Raw genomic sequence first — 19,009 nt, 5'->3', positions numbered from 1 at the left:
GAGGCTTTTTATGGATGTAAGGTTAGGAGGGTTGTTGTTGGCGATTTTATTGGTTTTAGGAGAATATTTGGGAGAGCCTTGGGGGATTACCAACCAACCTTTTCTTAATCTCTTTGTCCTTTGGTTAGGGGCTTTTTTTTCAGCTAATCTTTTTAGAGAGTGTGGGATAAGAATACCTGATAGTCAGGAATGGATAAAAAGCATTATCGCTGGGCTTTTGATGGGAATAGGGGCTTTTTTATCTTTAGGGGACAACGTTACTTCTTTTGTGATGCCTTTTGTTAACCTTTCAGGCGGGGCTTTGGTTGTGCTGGTTGGTTTATGGATAGGAGGATTGATCGGGGTAAAATATCAGTTGTGGGAGTTAGAAAGACAAAGACAGAGTAAGGCTGTACAGATAAGGTTTCCCAAGTTAAATCCTATTTTGGCTTTGTTAAGTCTTGGGGCTTTAGTTTGGGTCGCTTTTAAATCTTGGGTGCTTATCCTTTGGGCAGCCATTGGGATGGTTTTACAAAAAAGCCACTGGTGTATGGGGAATACTTTAAAAGAACCCTTTTTCTCTGAAAAAACCATAAACAACCAGGCTGTTATCTTAACCTTAGGGTTAGCTACTTTGGGTATATGGGGCCTTAAATCTTATCAGGTATTAAACCCTTATACCTATGTTTTACCTAATTTTGGGCTATTAGGCCTTTTAGGAGGTATTCTTTTTGGGGTTGGAATTATTTTAGCAGGTTCTTGTGGAGCAAGCCTTTTTGCTAAGTCAGGAGAAGGAGACCTGAAGTCTTTGGTTGCTTTAGGAGTTTTGATAGGGTCCTATAAGTTTTTAACTTCCTTTTTGTCTTTTGCTACTTTAGAGGGAATTTTTAATGGTAAAACGGTCTATCTACCAACTTATATTTGTTATTCAGGGGCTTTATTAATCCCACTTTTAGTGTTAGGAGGATGGATTATCTTTGTATGGTGGAATAGCAAAACCAAAAAGTTGATTAAGCGTTATTATTTTTAGGTTGCTTACTTAAGCCTTAACAATTTTATCAACGTATAAGCAATAAAAATAGCTCCTGAAATTCTTATAACCCATAAATACCAGGGGCTGTTTTTAAGATAATTCAAGATAAACTTTCTTTTACTCATCTTTTACCATCTCGTAAACTTCAGAAAGATGTCTATATTTCTCAGCAAAGTCCAACCCATACCCTACTAAAAACCCCTTTTCCACCTCAAACCCTATATAATCTACTGGGATATCTACTTCTCTTCTTTCTTTTTTATCTATTAAAGCACAAACTTTAAGGGTTTTAGGCTTTAAGGCTTTAAGTCTTTCATACAAAAATTTTAAGGTAAGTCCTGTATCTACGATGTCTTCTACAATGATTACATTTTTTCCTTCTACCGGTATTTCTATGTCTTTTATTAACTCTACCTTCCCAGAGGATTTATCTGAAAGGCCATAACTTTTTACCCTTACAAAATCTACTTCTACGTTAGGATTTTTAATATGTTTTAAAAGGTCTGAAGCAAACATAAAAGCCCCTTTTAACGTAGCTATAAAAACAATAGGTTCTTCATCAAAATCTTTATCAATTTTTTCGGATAATTCTTTAATTTTAAGGGATATTTCATCCTTAGGTATGACCAACCTTAGTTTAGGTTTTTCCATATTAAATCCCCTTATTAAATGTCTAATTCTCTATATTCTAACGCATGTTTATAGATAAATTCTCTTCTTGGTTCGACGTTTTCTCCCATAAGGATAGAAAATAGTTCATCTGCTTGTTCGGCATCTTTTATGGTTACCTGTTTTAAAACTCTTTTTTCTGGGTTCATCGTAGTTTCCCACAGCTGTTTTGAGTTCATCTCTCCTAATCCTTTATATCTTTGAATAAAGAGCCCTTTTCTTCCTTCTTCTCTAAGATAGGTAAGTATTTCAGAGATATAGAAAAACCAATCATCCCAAGATTTTTTTTCTCCTTTGTATTCTATGTTAATCGTATAACCTAAGTAAGGTTTGAGATGGGAAAACACCTTTAAGGCCTCTCGGTAGTCTTTTTCTAAGATAAGCTCTGGTCCTACTTGACAGGAAATGGTGGCTTCTTTTTCAGAGAACACAAAAAATTCGTAATACTTAGGGTTGTGCTCACTTGATTTTACCTTAGAAACTTTAAAACCTGCCTTTTGACATTCAGAAGCTATTTTTTCGATTTTATTTAGGTCTTCAAAATAAGAGAGATTATCAAAACCTGCTTGAAGCACAATAAGTACGACCTTAGGAGGATAATTTTTTTTGAGTAGGTTAAGAAGTAGTCTATCAAGTTTGGCGCAGTTTAGGAAAAAGTTTTTAAAGTCCTTAAGGGAAAGAATTTGTTGGTCTTTGGTAAAAGAAATTTTTATGTTTTCTGCCAATCTATTTATGATGTATTTGTCTAATTCTTCATCGTTTTTAAGATAAACTTCTTTTTTATTGTCAACTACTCTATAAAGAGGGGGTTGGGCGATAAATATCCAACCTTTTTCTATCAAATCGTACATCTGTCTGTAAAAGAAGGTTAGCAAGAGGGTTCTTATGTGGGCTCCGTCTACATCTGCGTCGGTCATGATGATTATTCTATGGTATTTACACTTCTCAGGATTAAAATTATCAGAGCCTATCCCTGTCCCTAATGCAGCTATTAAACTTTTTATTTCTTCCGAAGAAAGCATTTTTTCTATATTAGCCTTTTCTACGTTAAGTATTTTTCCCTTTAGAGGAAGGATAGCTTGAAATTTTCTGTCTCTGGCTTGTTTGGCAGAACCTCCTGCAGAGTCGCCCTCTACGATAAAAAGTTCTCTTTTTTCTGGGTCCTTTTCGGAACAATCAGCTAATTTTCCTGCCACTATAAATTCTTCTATTTCACTTTTTTTTCTTACCAGTTCTTTGGCTTTCCTTGAAGCCTCTCTTGCTTTAGCAGCAATAACTAATTTTTGGATGATTTTTTTGGCTTCTCCTGGATTTTCTTCAAAAAACTTTAAAAGTCCTTCATAAACGATAGATTCTACGATAGGTTTTACTTCGCTGTTTCCAAGCTTCATTTTGGTCTGACCCTCAAACTGCGGTTCAGGCACTTTAAGAGAAATTACTGCACAAAGTCCTTCTTTTACATCTTCTCCTTCGATTTTTACCTTAAACTGCTTAGGTACTTTGTCGTCTGAGATGTAACGATTTATGGCTTTAGTAAGGGCAGATCTAAACCCTATTACATGGGTGCCACCTTCCTTGGTAAAGATATTATTAACATAACTGTAAATGGTTTCTGTATATCCTGAATTATATTGTAAAGCTATTTCTACTTTGATATTTTCTCTTTCTCCGGAAAGGTAGATTACTTTAGAATGGACCGGGTTTTTTTTGGCGTTTAAGGTTTTAACTAACTCAACTATACCTCCTTTATAATGAAATTTTTCGTTATAACCTATCCTTTCGTCTATAAGATAAAGTTTTATGTCTGGGTTTAAGTAGGCTAACTCTTTTACCCGTTTTTTTATGATGTCTAAATCAAAATCTAAGTCTCCAAAAATTTCCCTATCAGGTTTAAACCTAACTAAAGTTCCTCTTTTTTTAGTCTCTCCTACTACTTTTACAGGTCCGTCTGGAACCCCTCTTTTATAAGTTTGTTTGTAAATTTTCCCTTCTCTATAAACTTCAGCTATCAACCATTCTGAAAGGGCGTTTACCACTGAAACTCCCACGCCGTGAAGACCACCTGATACCTTATAAACCCCGTGGTCAAATTTTGCTCCTGCGTGTAGTCTGGTCATGACTAACTCTAAAGCAGGCACCTTTTCTTCTGGATGAATATCTACTGGAATACCTCTTCCGTTATCCTCTACGCTGGCAGAACCATCTTGGTGAAGCCTAATCCAGATTTCGGTAGCATATCCAGCTAAAGCCTCATCTATAGCGTTGTCTAAAACTTCCCAGAGTAGATGATGAAAACCTGAAACATCAGTAGACCCTATATACATAGCTGGTCTAGTCCTAACCCCTTCTAAACCAGATAAAACCTTAATACTTTCTGCTGCATACTGTTCTTTTTTTTCTGTATTCATAGCCTACACAACACCTTTAGATAGATTTTAGGTTTTGAAATTATAAAACCATAGGCATTAATAAGTAAAGAAACCCTTCATCTCTGTATCCTGTGAGGATGGCAGGGGTTTTACCTGCACCTATTTTCATCTCTATTTCTTCGGAATTCATGATTTGCAAAGCATCAAGTAGATAGTCAGCATTGTAACTTACTACCATAGGCTCTCCTTCATATTCTGCACTAATCCTCACCTGAGCTTTACCCAATTCTGTTTCTTGAGAGGTAAGGATAACTTCCTTGTTTAGTAATTCTAAGATTATAGGTTTAAACCGCTCGTTTGCCACCAAAGAAACCCTTTTTAAAGCATCTATAAAGAGCTTTCTGTCTATTTTTAAGAAATTGTTATATTCAGAAGGTATGACCATACGATAGTCTGGATAGGGACCTTCTATCGTTCTGGTGAAAAATAGAGCGTTAGAGGTCCAGACAACTACGTAGTTGTTAGTAAAACCAATCCTTACTACCAGCTCATCTTCTGCTATCTCCTCTATTTGTTTGGCTGCCTTTCTTGCAATGATAAAACCTTCGGCAGGAAAGTTTTCAATCCCTGTAACTTCTCTGTCTAAAAGGGCTAACCTATGACCGTCTGAAGCTACGGCTCTTAGTTTACCTTCCTCTTTTAATGGCTCTAAATAAATTCCCCCTAAAACAAAACGAGTATCTTCCTTAGAGGCGCAAAAAGCAGTGGTAGCTATAAGCTCTACTAAGGTTTTTCCAGGGATCTCTAAGGTATTTTCTTCGACAAACTCAGGTAAGCTCGGAAAATCTTCTCCATCCATTATGCTAAGGTTATATACAATTTTTTCTTCTTCGTCTTTTAGAATTAGTTTATTTTCTTCTTTGATAAGATAAATAGTATCTTCGGGAAAGTTTTTGACGATTTCGTAAAATTTTTTTGCAGAAACACAAAAAGGAGAGGAGAATCCTTCTATTTCAGCAAAAGTTTTACCTTTATATCCTATTTCAAGGTCAGTAGCCGTAAGATAAAGGGTATTTTCTTCTGGTATAGGTTCAACTAAGACCATAGAAAGCACAGCCATAGAAGCCTTTTTGTCTGAAACTTTTTCTATGTTTTTAAGCATCTTTTCTAACTTAGAGGTTTCAGCTTTAATCTGCATAAACTGCCTCCTAAACCAGATTTGGTTTTATTATAACATAATTTTAATTGTTTGCAGTTTTTTTAAGAAAAACGTCTTAAGATTTCCCGGGCTACAATTACCCCTGAAACTGAAGCCTGGATTAACCCTCTGGTAATACCTGCGCCGTCGCCGGCAGCAAAAAGATTTTTAACCTCTGTTTCTAAGTTAGAGGTTAGTTTTATCCTTAGACTGTAAAATTTCACTTCTACCCCATAAAGTAAAGTATAAGGAGATCCTACCCCTGGAATTACCCTGTCAAGGGCATCTAACATCTCTAAAATATTTACTAAATACCTATAAGGAAGGACAAAACTTAGGTCCCCTGGGGTGGCAGTTTTTAAGGTTGGTTGGACTAAGTTCCTAGCGATTCTTTTTTCGTTTGACCTTCTACCTCTTTTAATATCTCCTAACCGTTGTACTAAAACTCCGTTTCCCAAGAAATTGGCTAATTTAGCAATGTTTTTTCCATATAAAACCGGTTCTTTAAAGGGTTCGGTAAAATAGGTGCTACAAAGGATGGCAAAGTTGGTGTTTTCAGTTTTTTGAGTAGCATAACTATGTCCGTTTACCGTCCATATACCGTCTATGTTTTCCGTAACTACCTCACCATAAGGATTAACACAAAAAGTCCTAACTTTATCGTCAAAGGTTTGGGAAAAATAGATAAATTTAGGTTCATATATCTTGGAGGTAAGATCTTCCATCACCGCAGCTGGGACCTCAACCCTAACTCCTATATCCACAGGGTTGATGCTTGTAGAAAGTTTAAGCCTTTTACATTCTTTCTGAACCCATTCATTGCCAGACCTACCAGGTGCTATTACCACAAAAGAGGCTAAAATTTGTCTTCCGTCTTTTAACTTAACCCCTTTTACCTTGTTTTTACTAACCAAGATTTCTTCAACCTCTGTTTCAAAAAGAAGGTCAACTTTCTTTTCTAAATAATTTTGAAGGTTGGTTAATACTTCTTTACATTTCTCGGTGCCTATATGTCTGATTTTAGAAGGAATAAAAAGAAGACCGTTTTTAGCAGCTTCAGCAGTAATTTTTTTTAAAGTTGCTTCATCAGGGGCATAAAGAACCTCAGGGGCACCAAAGCTTAGGTAAATTTGGTCTACATATTCTATAAAATCAGAAAGTGTTTTAGGGTCTATATATTCGCTTAAAAAACCTCCTATTTCTTTAGAAAGATTAAGCTTTCCGTCACTAAAAGCTCCAGCCCCTCCCCATCCGCTTATGATGTTACAAGGGATACATTTTGCACATTTGCTTATTTTAAGATTAGGACACTCCCTTTTTCTGATATCTTTCCCTTTTTCTATGATAAGAACTTTAAGATTTTTATTTTTTAAAAGTTCTAAGGCTGTAAAAATCCCCGCTGGTCCAGCACCAACTATAACTACATCATATTTTAATGACCTCATATTTTAAACTATACCACAGCCTAAAAGATAAAGCAAACTTAAAATACCGCGGTAACCCCAAGGTAAAGAAAAGATTATCCAAAGGACATTCTAAATTTCTACCTTTAGTTGATATAGGACCAAGGGTTGATTTTTAAAATTTTGATTTATAATATTCTTTATAATATTCTATAATAGGTTTAAAAAATTTTTATAATTTAATTTTTCGAAGGAGGTTGATATGGAGTGGTTAAAAAAATGTTAGGAGAGGCCTCATTAAGTAAAAAAATCTTTATTTTAGTTTTTGTTGCGATTATGCTGGTTTATTCAGTGGTTGCGGCGTTGGTTTATTTTCAAACAAGTTCTTCTATTAAAAAAACTGAATTTGCTACCCTTAAGATTGAAGTAAAGACCATAATGCATGAGTTGCAGACTTTTGATGAATTTGCTAAATATTCAGCAGATAGGTTTATGAATATTTTTTTATCTATGAACCCGAGAGATGCTTCAGCCATTAGACCTGATAATGAGGTCTGCGATAGATTTACGGCAATTACTGGAGGAAGTGTAGCTACTATTTTTAAAAGGGAAGGGGATGATTTTTTAAGAATAGCCACTTCTCTTAAAAAAGAAGACGGAACCCGTGCTGTTGGCACCACCTTAGATAGAAACCATCCTGCTTATCAGGGTCTTTTAAGAGGAGAAACCTATGTAGGTAAAGCAACCCTTTTTGGGAAAGAATACATGACTAAATACGTGCCTGTTAAAGATGGAAGTGGAAACGTGGTAGGGGTGCTTTTTATTGGTTTTGATATTACTCAAGTAATAAATAATTTTAAAAACTATCTGGGAAATCTAAAAATAGGAGAAAAAGGATTTGTTTCTGTTTATGATGTTTCTAAAGGAGAGCCTAAGCTTATTGCAGGAAAAGATTTAGGTAAAGAAAGCTTAGAAAAATTTTTAAAGGCTAAGTCTGATAAGGTTTTAGAAATTAAAGTAAACGGTGAAAAGACAACTTCAATCTTTGAGGTATATCCTGGTTTTAAATGGTTGATTAGTTTAAACGTTCCTAATTCTCAGCTTTATAAAACGGTTTACACTTTTAGAAACATAATGTTTGTTTTAAACGTTATAGCTGCTATTCTCATAGGAATACTGGTTTATATAGTTACCCAAAGAAGTTTGGTTGCTATTCCTGACATGGCGGCAAAGCTTGGTGAGGTTGCTAAAGGAGATTTTAGCAGGATTGGTTTTGGTAAAGGTTATAGAAATAGAAACGACGAAATAGGCCTTATTGCTAAGGCGGTTATACAGGTAGAAGAGTTTACACAAGGTTTGGTAAAACAGATTAAAAGTTCAGCTAATACGATTTACGAGGTAGTCGGTAATCTTATTGGAAACGTAAATACTGTTAAGAAAAAGATTGACTTTCAGACCAATCAGGCTAATCAGATTGCAGCAGCCGTTGAGGAGATGAGTGCAACCATTGCAGATGTGGCAAAAAATGCTCATTATGCTCAGAACCTTGCTAACGAATCTCAGAAAATATCAGAAGATGGAGCTAAACTTGCTGAACAATCTATGGTTATTATAAATGAAACTACCGCAGCAACCGATGAGCTTAAGAAGACTTTAGATGCTTTAAGTTCAAGAGTAAGTGAAATAGGAGATATCGTAGGATTGATTAAGGACATAGCAGACCAGACAAACCTTCTTGCATTAAACGCAACGATTGAGGCAGCAAGAGCTGGAGAACATGGAAAAGGTTTTGCGGTTGTTGCAGGAGAGGTAAGAAAACTTGCAGAAAAAACCATTAAAGCAACCGAAGATATAGCTAAAAGAATAACAGCGGTTCAGCAAGAGTCTGAAAATTCTGTCCAAAACATGGAAATAACCGTTGCAAAGGTAGGAGAGGCTTTAAGTGCCTTGACGCAGATTAGGGAGGTGCTTGATAAGATTGCTCAATCAAGCATGCAGGTAAGAGATGCTATTAATCAGATAGCGGCGGCTACTGAAGAGCAAAGTGTAGCAAGCAATGAGGTAGCTCAAGCTGCCATACAATCAAGTCAGCTTGCGATGGAGGTAAAAGAGTTAAACGAAAGAGTAACAGAAGAAATAGAAATTTTAAAGAACGTGATTGCAGAGCTTAACAAAGCGGTTGAGGGAGTAAAGATATAGTGTCTTGTGGCTTAAAATCTGATATAATATTTAAAAAGATAAAGGGTCTGTAGCTCAGCTGGAAAGAGCACTGGCCTCCGGAGCCAGGGGTCGGGGGTTCGAATCCCCCCAGACCCGTAATTTTTGTAAAATTATAGAGGAAATCTCATGAAAGTTTTGGTTGAAGGGTGTGAAGTTAGTCTGGTCAAAGGAGATATTACCGAACAAGATACCGAAGCCATCGTCAATGCAGCCAACGAAGCCCTTATTCCAGGAGGAGGGGTTGACGGAGCTATTCATAGAAAGGGAGGACCTGCGATTCTTGAGGAATTGAGAGCCAAATATAAAAGATGCCCAACCGGTCAGGCGGTGATAACAAGAGGTGGAAACCTCAAGGCAAGGTATGTAATCCATGCGGTAGGTCCAATCTATAAAGACGGAAAAAGTGGAGAACCTGAGCTTTTAAGAAGTGCTTATCAAAATGCTTTAAGGTTAGCTTTAGAGTATAACCTTAATTCGCTTTCTTTCCCTGCCATCAGCACAGGGGCTTATGGTTATCCTTTAAAAGAGGCTGCCCAAATATCTCTTCAAACAACACTTGCATTTTTAAAAGAGCACAAAGCCCCCAAAAAAGTAGTTTTTGTTTTGTGGAGCGACGAACATTATCAAGTTTTTACAGAAACCTTAAAAGAACTTCTTTCTTCAAAAGATTAAGATTTTCCTTTTTTTGGTAACGGTATATATTCTACCGAAGAGGTGGTTTGCATCGGTTGAGGAAAGAGTTTCATAAGCTGATATATTTCTACAGGCATGTCTTTACTTACCGGAAGCCCTAATTCTAAGGCTTTCTCATAGGTAATAGGATAATCATGGGTAAAATAGCCTTGAGACAATACCTCTGCTAAGGTATTTATTTTTTCTTCTGAATACCGGTTGTTTAGGATTAGTTTTAAGTTTTCTTTCATCTGTTTTAAGGCCATTTCCGCAACATCTGCTAAAATCAGGGTTTTATCATCGATGTGTTCTAAAGGTTTTCTTTTAACCGCTCTTAAAATAGAAGCAGCTGGATATTCACCTAACTGAGGGTCTACCGGTCCAAGGACTGCATGTTCATCCATAACTATTTCATCACAGGCAAGGGCAATAAGGGTTCCTCCACTCATGGCATAATGTGGAATAAAAGCGGTAACCTTGGCAGGATGTTTTTTAATCGCAAGGGCGATTTGAAGGGAGGCTAAAACCAAACCTCCAGGGGTATGTAGTATTATGTCTATAGGTACATCTTTATCGGTAAGATGGATAGCCCTTATTACTTCTTCAGAATCGTTTATATCTATATACCTCATCAACGGAAAACCAAAAAAAGACATCTTTTCCTGGCGATGAACTAAGAGGATAACCCTGGACCCTCTCTTTTTTTCAATCTGTTCTATAGCTTTTTGTCTGGCTATTTCTAAAAACTTTTGTCTTAAAAAAGGTTGCATAGCTATCGCCAAAAGAATGATCCAAAAAAGGTCTCCTATACCAGCCATAAATTCCCCCCTTTATCAAGACTTATCTATATCAAATAAAGAACCAAAATAGGTATATTCATCACGATAAAACCTGCATTTTTTATTGCAAAAAACTCTGTATAAAATCGCCCCTGCTAAAAAACCACCTATGTGGGCAAACCAAGCAACCCCACCAAAACTATCTGGGAGAACCAACGAAAAAAGGCCGTTATAAAACTGCATCAAAAACCATAAACCTAAAAACAAAAAGGCAGGGACCTCAAAAAAGAGGGGAATAAAAAAAACAGGAAAGACTACTAAAATTCGAGCTAAAGGATACAACAAGAAGTATGCTCCCATAACTCCAGAAATAGCCCCAGAAGCACCTACCAAAGGGATAACCGAGTTGGTATAGATAAAAGAGTGAAGCATCGTAGCCAAAATTCCACATACCAAATAAAAAAGTAAAAACCTAAAGGGACCTAATCTGTCCTCTACGTTATCTCCAAAAATCCATAAAGTCCACATGTTGCCTATAAAATGAAGCCAGCCTCCGTGGATAAAAAGATGAGTAAAAAGGGTTAAAAACTTATGATACCAAGGGAATCCTACAAGAAAGGCAAAATAGGGGTCAAAAAAAGTGGCAGGAATAAACCCCCAGGTTTTAAAAAAGATTTCTCTTTCAGAAGGCGACAGAGAAAGTTCATAAAAAAAAAACTATAGAGTTCAAAATAATGATAAACCAAGTGATTATCGGGGGATTACGTCTTGGTAAGATGTCTTGTAAGGGGATCATCCTAAGTCTCCTATCAAAGCCCCTCTTACGATTTTTCTAAACTCTTCGCATTTTTTTAATAAGTTTTCAAATACTTCAGGTTCATTAGGAATTTTTTGGAACTCATAATCTCCAAAAGAAACAAATCTTTCAAGCTCCTCTTTTCCTCCTTCAATAAAAAGTTTAACCAAGTCTTTAAAAATCAAACCGTTTTTGCTTAAACCATAAAATTCCCCTGTTTTTAAGGCATATCTGTTGGGATTAAAGGCTAACGATATTCCTTGATTTTCTTTTATTAGACTTAGGGCTTGCATGTCGGTAATACTATCTCCTGTATAAAACCCTTCAGAAAGAGGAAGGTTTAATTTTTCAGCTATTAGTTTACAAGCCCTTGCTTTTTCTTCTCCTCCGATAGGGTTAACCTCCCTTAAAAATACTCCGATCTCAAGGTTCCATATTATCTCAAAAAAGATTTCTTCCATTCGTTCAAGCACCTCTAAAAGCTCTGTCGGAAGGTCAGAAGGAGAAGAGGCTTTTAACGGAAACTCTATAGGAGGAAAAGAAAGAATTTCTTGATATAATTTTTCTAAAACCTTAGCCTCTTCTTTAGAAAGTTTTACCTTATCAAGGTCTACCTCTGTACAAAAAATTTGTTCCATCGGAAAATCTATAGTTTCAGCCAAAGCCTCTAAATAAGGCTTATAACTAGTACTGATGATAAAAGTAGGAAGTATCTTTTTTAAATCCCTTAAAACCTCAGGTGTTTTAGGTAAAAAAATTAGGGTTTTTTTAGAAAACTCTCTAAGGCTTTGATTAGTTGCTCCAAAGAGTTTTAAAAAAGGAAGTATTAGTTTAAGGGTATCTCCTGGTTTATATCCCGGACGTTTTTGGATGTCTGCTAAATAATCGTCAAAACGAGAAACTTGTTTAAAAAATTTATGCCCCTCAGGAACAAGAAACTTGCAGTATTCAAAGGCGTTGTCGTTTAAAGTCAAAGGACCTTCACAATCAAAAGCTATAAAAGGCATATCAATTACCCCTTCTTTTGCTTTTTTCTCTCACGAACCGAAGGAATTTGTAGTTCCTCCCTATATTTGGTAACCGTTCTTCTTGCGATGTTGATTCCATATTTAGATTTTAAAACCTTAGCTATTTCGTTATCACTTAGAGGTTTAGTAGGATTTTCTTGAGCGATGATTTTCTTGAGAAAGTCTTTTATCGCTTTAGAAGAAAAAGTTGAACCGTCGGAGGCTTTATAACCTGAAGAAAAGAAAAACTTAAGAGAATAAACCCCTGTAGGGGTTTGTACATATTTATGATTAATGATCCTGCTAATGGTAGACTCGTGAAGTTCTGTCTCTTCTGCTACCATTTTTAAGGTAAGAGGTTTTAAATACTTAATTCCCTTTTCTAAAAAATCTTTTTGATGCTTCAAGATAACCGTACCAACTTTATAAAGACTGGTGTATCTGCTATCTAAAGCTTTTAATAGATTTTCAGCCTCTTTAAGTTTTTCCTTTAAAAACTGTTTTGATTTTAAAAATTGAGAATTTTTCTTCTTTAGTCTTAGGTATTCTCTGTAAAAATTGTTTAATCTTACTGTAAATGTTTTTTCTTTAAGAACTTCAACCTTCCATTCACCATCTTCTTTATAAAATCTAAGGTCTGGTTCTATGTAAGTTGAGGTTTCTACATAAAAATTTCTGGCAGGATAAGGCTCTAAATGTTTAATGACTTCTAAAGCCTCTTCAATTTTTGAGGGTTCTATTCCTAAGTGTTGGGAAAGGACTTCTATTCCTTCAGGAATTTGCTCAAAATATTTTTCTACCAACACATAAGGTAGGCTTTTCTTGTCATAACCCAAAAACAAAAGCTGAGTAAGAAGACATTTTTTAAAATCATAGGAAGCAACCCCTACCGGGTCTAAAAATTTGATGATCGACCTTACTTTTTCTACCTTATCTTCAGTAAGGTGTAATTCCTTAGCGATGTCTGCAGAAGAAAGAGTAAGATAACCTTTTTCATCAAGGTTTCCTACAATATATTGGGCTATTTCATATTCTATAGGGGTAACCTCTTTCATCCTAAACTGCCAAAGAAGATAATCACTAAGCTTTTCTTCGGCTTTAAGGGTTTTTTCCCAGATAGGTTCCTCTGGCTCTTCTTGGGTTTCTATTAGATATAGACTTTTTTCTAAAAATTCTTCGGTACCTAAGTCTATTTCGTCTGTAAGTTTAACCTCTTTTGCTGAATAATCTTTTTCTTGATTAACCTTTGGAGCTAAATCTTTATACTCTATTTCTAAAAAAGGATTTATTTGGACTTCTTGCAGTAAATATTCTTCTAACTCCAAACTGTTTAACTGAAGAACCTTTAGCAAAAGTTTTAGTTGAGGGGTTAAAATTAGTTGTTGAGTAAGTTTTAATTGATTTTTTAGCTCTATCATTTTTAAATGTTAAACCTTTCTCCTAAATATTTTTCCTTAACGATTTCGCTTTCTAATATTTGCTGAGGAGTACCTGCGCCTATGATTTGACCATCAGCTATAACATAGGCTCTATCACAGATTTTTAAGGTATCTCTTACGTTGTGGTCTGATATTAAAAGGCCGATGTTTCTTTCTTTTAAGGTTTTAAAAATGGTTTTTAACTGGTCAATACCGATAGGGTCAATTCCTGCAAAGGGCTCATCAAGTAAGATAAAAGAAGGTTCTACTAAAAGTGCCCTTACTATCTCTACTTTTCTCTTTTGTCCACCAGAAAGGGTATAAGCTTTTTGATTAAGTACCTCTCTTAAGCTAAAAAGGTCTACATAAAAATCAAGCTTCTCTAACAGCTCCTTTTGTTTAACTTCTAAACGCTCTACCACCACTTTAAAATTTTCGTATACCGTAAGTTTTCTAAAAACAGAACTTTCTTGAGGAAGATAAATAATTCCATGTTTGGCCCTTTCAGAAACATCATAATCGGTTATATCCTTATCAAAAAGGAAAATCGCACCTGAATCAGGTTTAAGAAAACCTGCTATCATGTAAAAAGAGGTAGTTTTTCCTGCTCCGTTTGGGCCAAGTAAACCTACTACCTCTCCTCTTTTTACCTCCACAGTAACTCCACGTACTACCTCTTTTTTCTTAAAGAATTTTTTTAAATCCTTAGTTTTTAGCATAATAAAATTGATAAGTAAAAAGTTTTATTTAAGATAAAAACGAGCCCTTACCCTGCCTTCGTTTTTGGATAGAACCTCACTTCTGTCTTCGTTAAAGTAAAGAACTACGATATCTCCCTCAACCAAATTTTTTTCATTCCAGACCTTAGGGTTATCTTCTAAAACTAATTTTTCTTGGTCTTTATAATAAACCGCTTTCTCTGCATAGGCTTTCCATTTCCCTTTATAAATCACCACTTTTCCTAAAGCCACCACTTTGGTTATGTTCTTTTTCTCTTCTTGGGTAGTATAGTACACATAAAGTTTATCGCAAAAAACCTGCATATCTCCTCGGGTAGCCTGGACTTTACCGGTAAAAACCGCTATTCCTTCACTTTCCATAACCTCCATCTTGTTGGCTACTATGTTAATTTCAGAAGCCAATCCTAAGGACTGGAATTCTATTCCAAAAAAGAAGAAAATTAATAAACCCTTTAAAAGTATGCCTATTAAGTTCGTTTTTTTCATATATTTAAAAATTATAATCTAAAATTAGATTCTAGGCAAGGCGAAAAATTAACCCTCAATCTCCTTAAAGGATTTTATTAAGAGATTCGAGATTGAATTTCAAGAAAGTTGTAATAAATTTAAAAATGATAGAGAAAAGGGGGAAAAGTAGATGTGGCAGAAAAGTAAAACTTTACTGATTTGGATCTTTATTGGTTTGTTTGTTTTGGTTGCTTATAATTTTTTCTATAATCAGACATTATATACCTCAAATACCGTCAGTTATACTGAATTTTTGGAAAAGGTAGAAAATGGTGATATTAAAGAGGTAACGATAGAAGGACAAAAGGTTATTACGAAGGTTTCTTCCAAGGAATTGATTACTTATATTCCAGATGATAAGGATTTGATTCCCTTTTTAAAACAGAAAGGGATAAAGATTGTGGTTAAGCCAGATTCGCAGCATAGTTGGGTTACTACCTTTTTGATTTCTTGGCTTCCTTTTATCGTGCTTATTTTGCTTTGGATTTTTTTTATCAAACAGATGCAACCTGGAAATAAACCATTTAGTTTTGTAAAGAGTAGAGCAAGGTTAATAAAAGAAGGAGAAACTAAGGTAACCTTTAAGGATGTGGCTGGGGTAGAAGAGGCTAAAGAAGAACTACAAGAAGTGGTAGAATTTTTAAAAAATCCTCAAAAATTTACTAAGTTAGGTGCCCGGATTCCTAAAGGTATCTTGCTGGTAGGACCTCCAGGAACAGGAAAAACCCTTCTTGCTAAAGCTATAGCTGGAGAAGCAGGGGTGCCTTTTTTTAGCATAAGCGGTTCAGATTTTGTAGAAATGTTTGTTGGGGTAGGAGCTGCTAGGGTTAGAGACCTATTTGCTCAGGCTAAAGCCCATGCACCTTGTATCGTTTTTATTGACGAAATAGATGCCGTTGGTAGACAGAGAGGTGCAGGTTTAGGTGGAGGTCATGACGAAAGAGAACAGACTTTAAACCAGTTGTTGGTTGAAATGGATGGATTTGACACTGCAGAAGGTATAGTGGTGCTTGCTGCCACTAACAGACCTGATATTTTAGACCCAGCTCTTTTACGTCCAGGAAGGTTTGATAGACAGGTTTTTGTTCCTCCACCAGATGTAAACGGAAGAGAGGCTATCCTAAAACTTTATGCTAACAAGTTTAAAGTAGATCCTAATTTAGACCTGAGGTCTATAGCTAAAGCCACTCCAGGTTTTACTGGTGCTAACTTAGAAAATATGTTTAACGAAGCTGCACTTATTGCTGCCAAAAAAGGAAAGGAAATGATCGAGCAGGAAGATTTAGAAGAGGCGAAAGATAAAATAATCATGGGTAAAGAAAGAAAAGGGTTTATGTTAAGTGAAGAGGAAAAAAAGGTTATAGCCTATCATGAGGCAGGACATGCCTTGGTGGCTTATTATTTACCTGACCCTGACCCGGTTCATAAAATAAGTATTATCCCCAGGGGACAGGCCTTAGGAGTAACCCAGCAGTTACCTTTGGACGACAGACATATTTATCCTGAAGATTATTTACTTAAAAAGATAACGGTGCTTTTAGGTGGTAGGGTTAGTGAGGCAACGGTGTTTAAATCTATAAGTACAGGGGCTCAAGACGACATCAAAAAGGCTACCTATATTGCTAAAAAGATGGTCTGTGAATGGGGCATGAGTAAAAGGTTAGGTCCTTTAGCTTTAGGTAAGGGGGAAGACCATATCTTTCTTGGCAAAGAACTTTTGCAGATAAGAGATTATTCCGAAGATACCGCAAGACTTATCGATGAAGAAATAAAAGAAATCATACAAAATTGTTATGAAAGGGCTAAAAAGATAATAGATACTTATATAGACAAACTCCACAAAGTCGCCTCTGTTTTGTTGGAAGAAGAGACGATCGATGCAGAAAGGTTTAAATTGATTTTAGAGAACGAAAGCCATTAATCATGCTTTCTCCTTTAAGGATAGGGTCTAAAATTTTTGATTGGAAAGATTGTCCTTACTTTTTTGGGGTTTTAAACATAACTCCGGATTCTTTTTCTGACGGAGGAAGATTTTTTAACTTAAAAGATGCGGTTTTAAGGGCTAAAGAATTGATAGAAGAAGGTGCGGATATCATAGATATAGGAGGAGAATCTACCAGACCTTTTTCTGACCCTATAACCGAAGAAGAAGAGCTAAAAAGGGTTATTCCTGTGGTGAAAGTGGTTTGTGAAGAATTTCCTGGAGCGATAGTTTCGGTAGATACATATAAAAGCAAAGTAGCAGAAGAGGCTTTAAAAGCTGGAGCCTCTATGATAAACGACATAAGCGCAGGGACTTTTGACCCAAATATGGTTGATGTGGTGAAAGATTTTGGCTGCCCCTATGTGATTATGCATATCAAAGGAACCCCAAAGAACATGCAAGAAAACCCTATTTATCAAGACGTAGTAAAGGAAGTAAGAGAGTTTTTGGTAAGACGGATAGAATTTTTAGTAGATAAAGGGGTCTCTGTGGAAAAGATAATCATAGACCCTGGTTTAGGGTTTGGGAAAACCTTTGAGCACAATTTAGAAATTTTAAAAAATTTAGAAGAATTTTATACCTTAGAAAGACCTCTTCTTTTAGGGCATTCAAGAAAAAGTTTTGTAGGTAAAATCGTAAACCGAGAAAACCCTTTAGCCAGAGAGGGAGGAACGGTAGGTTTTTCTGTTTGGGCTTATCTTAAGAGAGTACATTTTTTAAGGGTTCATCGCGTTGACCTTAACAAAGATGCAGTTATAATGTTTAAGTTTCTTCGGGAACATTTAGGAGGTTAAGATTTTGAATTTTGAGTTTTTCAAAATTTCTGAAATGTTTAATTCTATCACTTGGAAAGATATCGTAGACATCTTTGTAGTCAGTTTTTTTATCTATAGGATACTTTTGCTTATTCAAGGGAGTAGAGCTTTACAGATGGTAGCAGGTTTGTCTGTAGTGGTCCTTTTATATTTCGTCTCTGATGCTTTGCAGTTGTTAACCTTAAACTGGATTTTAAACACCTTTATGTCTTCTATCTTGATTTTAATCATTATAGTTTTTCAAGACGACATAAGAAAAGCCTTAGCCCAGATAGGAAAGCATCCTTTTACCAAATTTCAGACAGAATATTCTTATGGTATAGAAGAGGTGGTTAAGGCAGTTACCAAACTTGCAGAGAAAAAAATAGGAGCTTTGATAGTTTTTGAAAGAGAGATTAGTTTGAAGGATTTTTTAGAAGGGTCTATAGTGTTAGACTCAAAGATAAGCGAAGAGTTGTTGATAAGTATCTTTAATCCTAAAAGCCCTCTTCATGATGGAGCAGTAGTTATCAGCAAAGGTAAAATCGTAGCCGCAGGTGTAGTATTGCCCCTTTCTACCAACCCAGACATAGCCAAAGATTTGGGGACCAGACATAGGGCAGCCATAGGTATTACAGAGATTACCGATTCGGTAGCTATAGTAGTATCTGAGGAAAAAGGTTATATTTCTATAGCAGTAAGCGGAAAAATCACCAGAGACGTAACCCCTGCTACTTTAAGAAAAATGCTTTCTCAGCTTTTAGGTTTTGAGTCTAAGGCACCATGGTGGACAAGGATTACTTATGAGATTCAAAAGGGAACATAAACTAAAAGTTCTTTCTTTTTTGATGGCTCTTACCTTATGGTATTTTGTAGTATGGGGACGTTCTATAGAAAAGACTATAGAAATTCCTGTGAATTATAAATTACCTAATCCTAACTATATGGTGGAAATAACTCCTTCTACGGTGGTTTTAAGGATACAGGCTATAAGAAATCTTTTAAGAAACCTTAACGAAAAACAAATTACTTTAGAAATAGATACCAAAAACTTCCCTCCAGGGGTTCATCAGATAAGGGTGCCTATAGAAAAGATAAGTCTTCCTGCAGGGATAAAGGTAAAAGAGGTAAACCCTAATTTTCTTACCTTGGTTGTGAAAAAAATAGGGACTAAAAAGGTTCCTGTAAAACCTGTGTTTAAAGAAGAAGAAAAGTTTTATTTTACCCAAGGAAGAATAAAAGTAATTCCCAAGTATGTTTTAATCAAGGCCCCTGTAGAGGTTCTTCCAAACATTCAGGAGGTACAAACAGAACCTATAGACATATTAAAACTAAAATTAAACAAGGCTTTAGAGGTTGACTTAATGCCACCGTTAGGAATTATTAGTGTGGACGTAGAAAAAGTAAAAGTCGTCTATGAAGAAAGGAAGAGGTAGGGGGG

17 protein-coding genes and 1 tRNA gene are annotated in these 19,009 nt (G+C 35.8%); 8 read left to right on the top strand and 10 right to left on the bottom strand.

The window, feature by feature from the left end; genetic code table 11:
* Nucleotides 1-10: 10 nt before the first annotated feature.
* Nucleotides 11-1,009, top strand: coding sequence for a YeeE/YedE thiosulfate transporter family protein (locus F1847_RS05185; protein ID WP_150072026.1), 999 nt, complete (start codon nt 11-13; stop codon nt 1,007-1,009).
* A gap of 120 nt (nt 1,010-1,129) precedes the next feature.
* Here the strand turns inward: F1847_RS05185 and hpt are convergent, their stop codons facing one another.
* From hpt to F1847_RS05165, 4 genes are all read right to left on the bottom strand, one after another.
* Nucleotides 1,130-1,663, bottom strand: coding sequence for a hypoxanthine phosphoribosyltransferase (gene hpt, locus F1847_RS05180; RefSeq protein WP_150072025.1), 534 nt, complete (start codon nt 1,661-1,663; stop codon nt 1,130-1,132).
* A 14-nt stretch (nt 1,664-1,677) separates the two neighbouring features.
* A complete protein-coding gene (gene gyrB / locus F1847_RS05175) occupies nt 1,678-4,089 on the bottom strand; it encodes a DNA topoisomerase (ATP-hydrolyzing) subunit B (protein ID WP_150072024.1) in 2,412 nt (803 codons plus the stop codon).
* 40 nt (nt 4,090-4,129) lie between these two features.
* Nucleotides 4,130-5,248, bottom strand: coding sequence for a DNA polymerase III subunit beta (gene dnaN / locus F1847_RS05170; RefSeq protein WP_150072023.1), 1,119 nt, complete (start codon nt 5,246-5,248; stop codon nt 4,130-4,132).
* A gap of 62 nt (nt 5,249-5,310) precedes the next feature.
* A complete protein-coding gene (locus tag F1847_RS05165) occupies nt 5,311-6,693 on the bottom strand; it encodes an NAD(P)/FAD-dependent oxidoreductase (RefSeq protein ID WP_150072022.1) in 1,383 nt (460 codons plus the stop codon).
* Between the two features lie 225 nt (nt 6,694-6,918).
* On the opposite strand from F1847_RS05165, the gene F1847_RS05160 reads away from it, so the two are divergent.
* From F1847_RS05160 to F1847_RS05150, 3 genes are all read left to right on the top strand, one after another.
* Nucleotides 6,919-8,850 carry a Cache 3/Cache 2 fusion domain-containing protein gene (locus F1847_RS05160; RefSeq protein ID WP_168194272.1) on the top strand — a complete coding sequence of 644 codons (1,932 nt, stop codon included), beginning with the start codon at nt 6,919-6,921 and terminating at the stop codon, nt 8,848-8,850.
* Between the two features lie 43 nt (nt 8,851-8,893).
* A tRNA-Arg gene (locus F1847_RS05155) sits at nt 8,894-8,967 on the top strand.
* A 30-nt stretch (nt 8,968-8,997) separates the two neighbouring features.
* The gene (locus tag F1847_RS05150; protein WP_150072021.1) at nt 8,998-9,543 is read left to right on the top strand and encodes a macro domain-containing protein; all 546 of its coding nucleotides are present in this window, start codon (nt 8,998-9,000) and stop codon (nt 9,541-9,543) included.
* Here F1847_RS05150 and F1847_RS05145 read toward each other — a convergent pair.
* The 6 genes from F1847_RS05145 to lptA form a co-directional block, all read right to left on the bottom strand.
* The gene (locus F1847_RS05145) at nt 9,540-10,361 is read right to left on the bottom strand and encodes an ATP-dependent Clp protease proteolytic subunit (protein ID WP_150072020.1); all 822 of its coding nucleotides are present in this window, start codon (nt 10,359-10,361) and stop codon (nt 9,540-9,542) included. The two genes, F1847_RS05150 and F1847_RS05145, sit on opposite strands and share 4 nt — an antisense overlap.
* Nucleotides 10,362-10,376: 15 nt before the next feature.
* Nucleotides 10,377-10,859, bottom strand: coding sequence for a rhomboid family intramembrane serine protease (locus F1847_RS05140; protein ID WP_240702883.1), 483 nt, complete (start codon nt 10,857-10,859; stop codon nt 10,377-10,379).
* Between the two features lie 255 nt (nt 10,860-11,114).
* Nucleotides 11,115-12,125, bottom strand: a complete 1,011-nt coding sequence (locus F1847_RS05135) for a hypothetical protein (protein WP_150072019.1) — start codon at nt 12,123-12,125, stop codon at nt 11,115-11,117.
* Nucleotides 12,126-12,130: 5 nt separating this feature from the next.
* Nucleotides 12,131-13,543: an RNA polymerase factor sigma-54 gene (rpoN, locus tag F1847_RS05130; protein ID WP_150072018.1), complete on the bottom strand. Its 1,413-nt coding sequence runs from the start codon at nt 13,541-13,543 to the stop codon at nt 12,131-12,133.
* A 2-nt stretch (nt 13,544-13,545) separates the two neighbouring features.
* Entirely contained in the window at nt 13,546-14,262 is a 717-nt protein-coding gene (gene lptB, locus F1847_RS05125; protein WP_150072017.1) for an LPS export ABC transporter ATP-binding protein, read from the bottom strand.
* 24 nt (nt 14,263-14,286) lie between these two features.
* Nucleotides 14,287-14,769, bottom strand: a complete 483-nt coding sequence (lptA, locus tag F1847_RS05120) for a lipopolysaccharide transport periplasmic protein LptA (protein WP_150072016.1) — start codon at nt 14,767-14,769, stop codon at nt 14,287-14,289.
* A 151-nt stretch (nt 14,770-14,920) separates the two neighbouring features.
* On the opposite strand from lptA, the gene ftsH reads away from it, so the two are divergent.
* Genes ftsH through F1847_RS05100 form a run of 4 tightly spaced genes read left to right on the top strand, consistent with a single transcriptional unit; the run spans nt 14,921 to nt 19,004 of the window.
* Complete coding sequence (gene ftsH, locus F1847_RS05115) at nt 14,921-16,711, top strand: ATP-dependent zinc metalloprotease FtsH (RefSeq protein WP_150072015.1); 1,791 nt, start codon at nt 14,921-14,923, stop codon at nt 16,709-16,711.
* Nucleotides 16,712-16,713: 2 nt separating this feature from the next.
* A complete protein-coding gene (gene folP, locus F1847_RS05110) occupies nt 16,714-17,568 on the top strand; it encodes a dihydropteroate synthase (RefSeq protein ID WP_150072014.1) in 855 nt (284 codons plus the stop codon).
* Between the two features lie 4 nt (nt 17,569-17,572).
* Complete coding sequence (gene cdaA, locus F1847_RS05105) at nt 17,573-18,394, top strand: diadenylate cyclase CdaA (protein WP_150072013.1); 822 nt, start codon at nt 17,573-17,575, stop codon at nt 18,392-18,394.
* Nucleotides 18,372-19,004 (top strand): YbbR-like domain-containing protein, encoded by a 633-nt coding sequence (locus F1847_RS05100; RefSeq protein ID WP_150072012.1) that lies wholly within the window; start codon nt 18,372-18,374, stop codon nt 19,002-19,004. Before cdaA ends, F1847_RS05100 begins: the two co-directional genes overlap by 23 nt.
* Nucleotides 19,005-19,009: the final 5 nt, after the last annotated feature.

Origin of the sequence: Thermodesulfobacterium sp. TA1, from assembly GCF_008630935.1 — a bacterium.
Lineage (GTDB): Bacteria > Desulfobacterota > Thermodesulfobacteria > Thermodesulfobacteriales > Thermodesulfobacteriaceae > Thermodesulfobacterium.
This window is presented reverse-complemented; position numbering and strand designations above follow the sequence as displayed.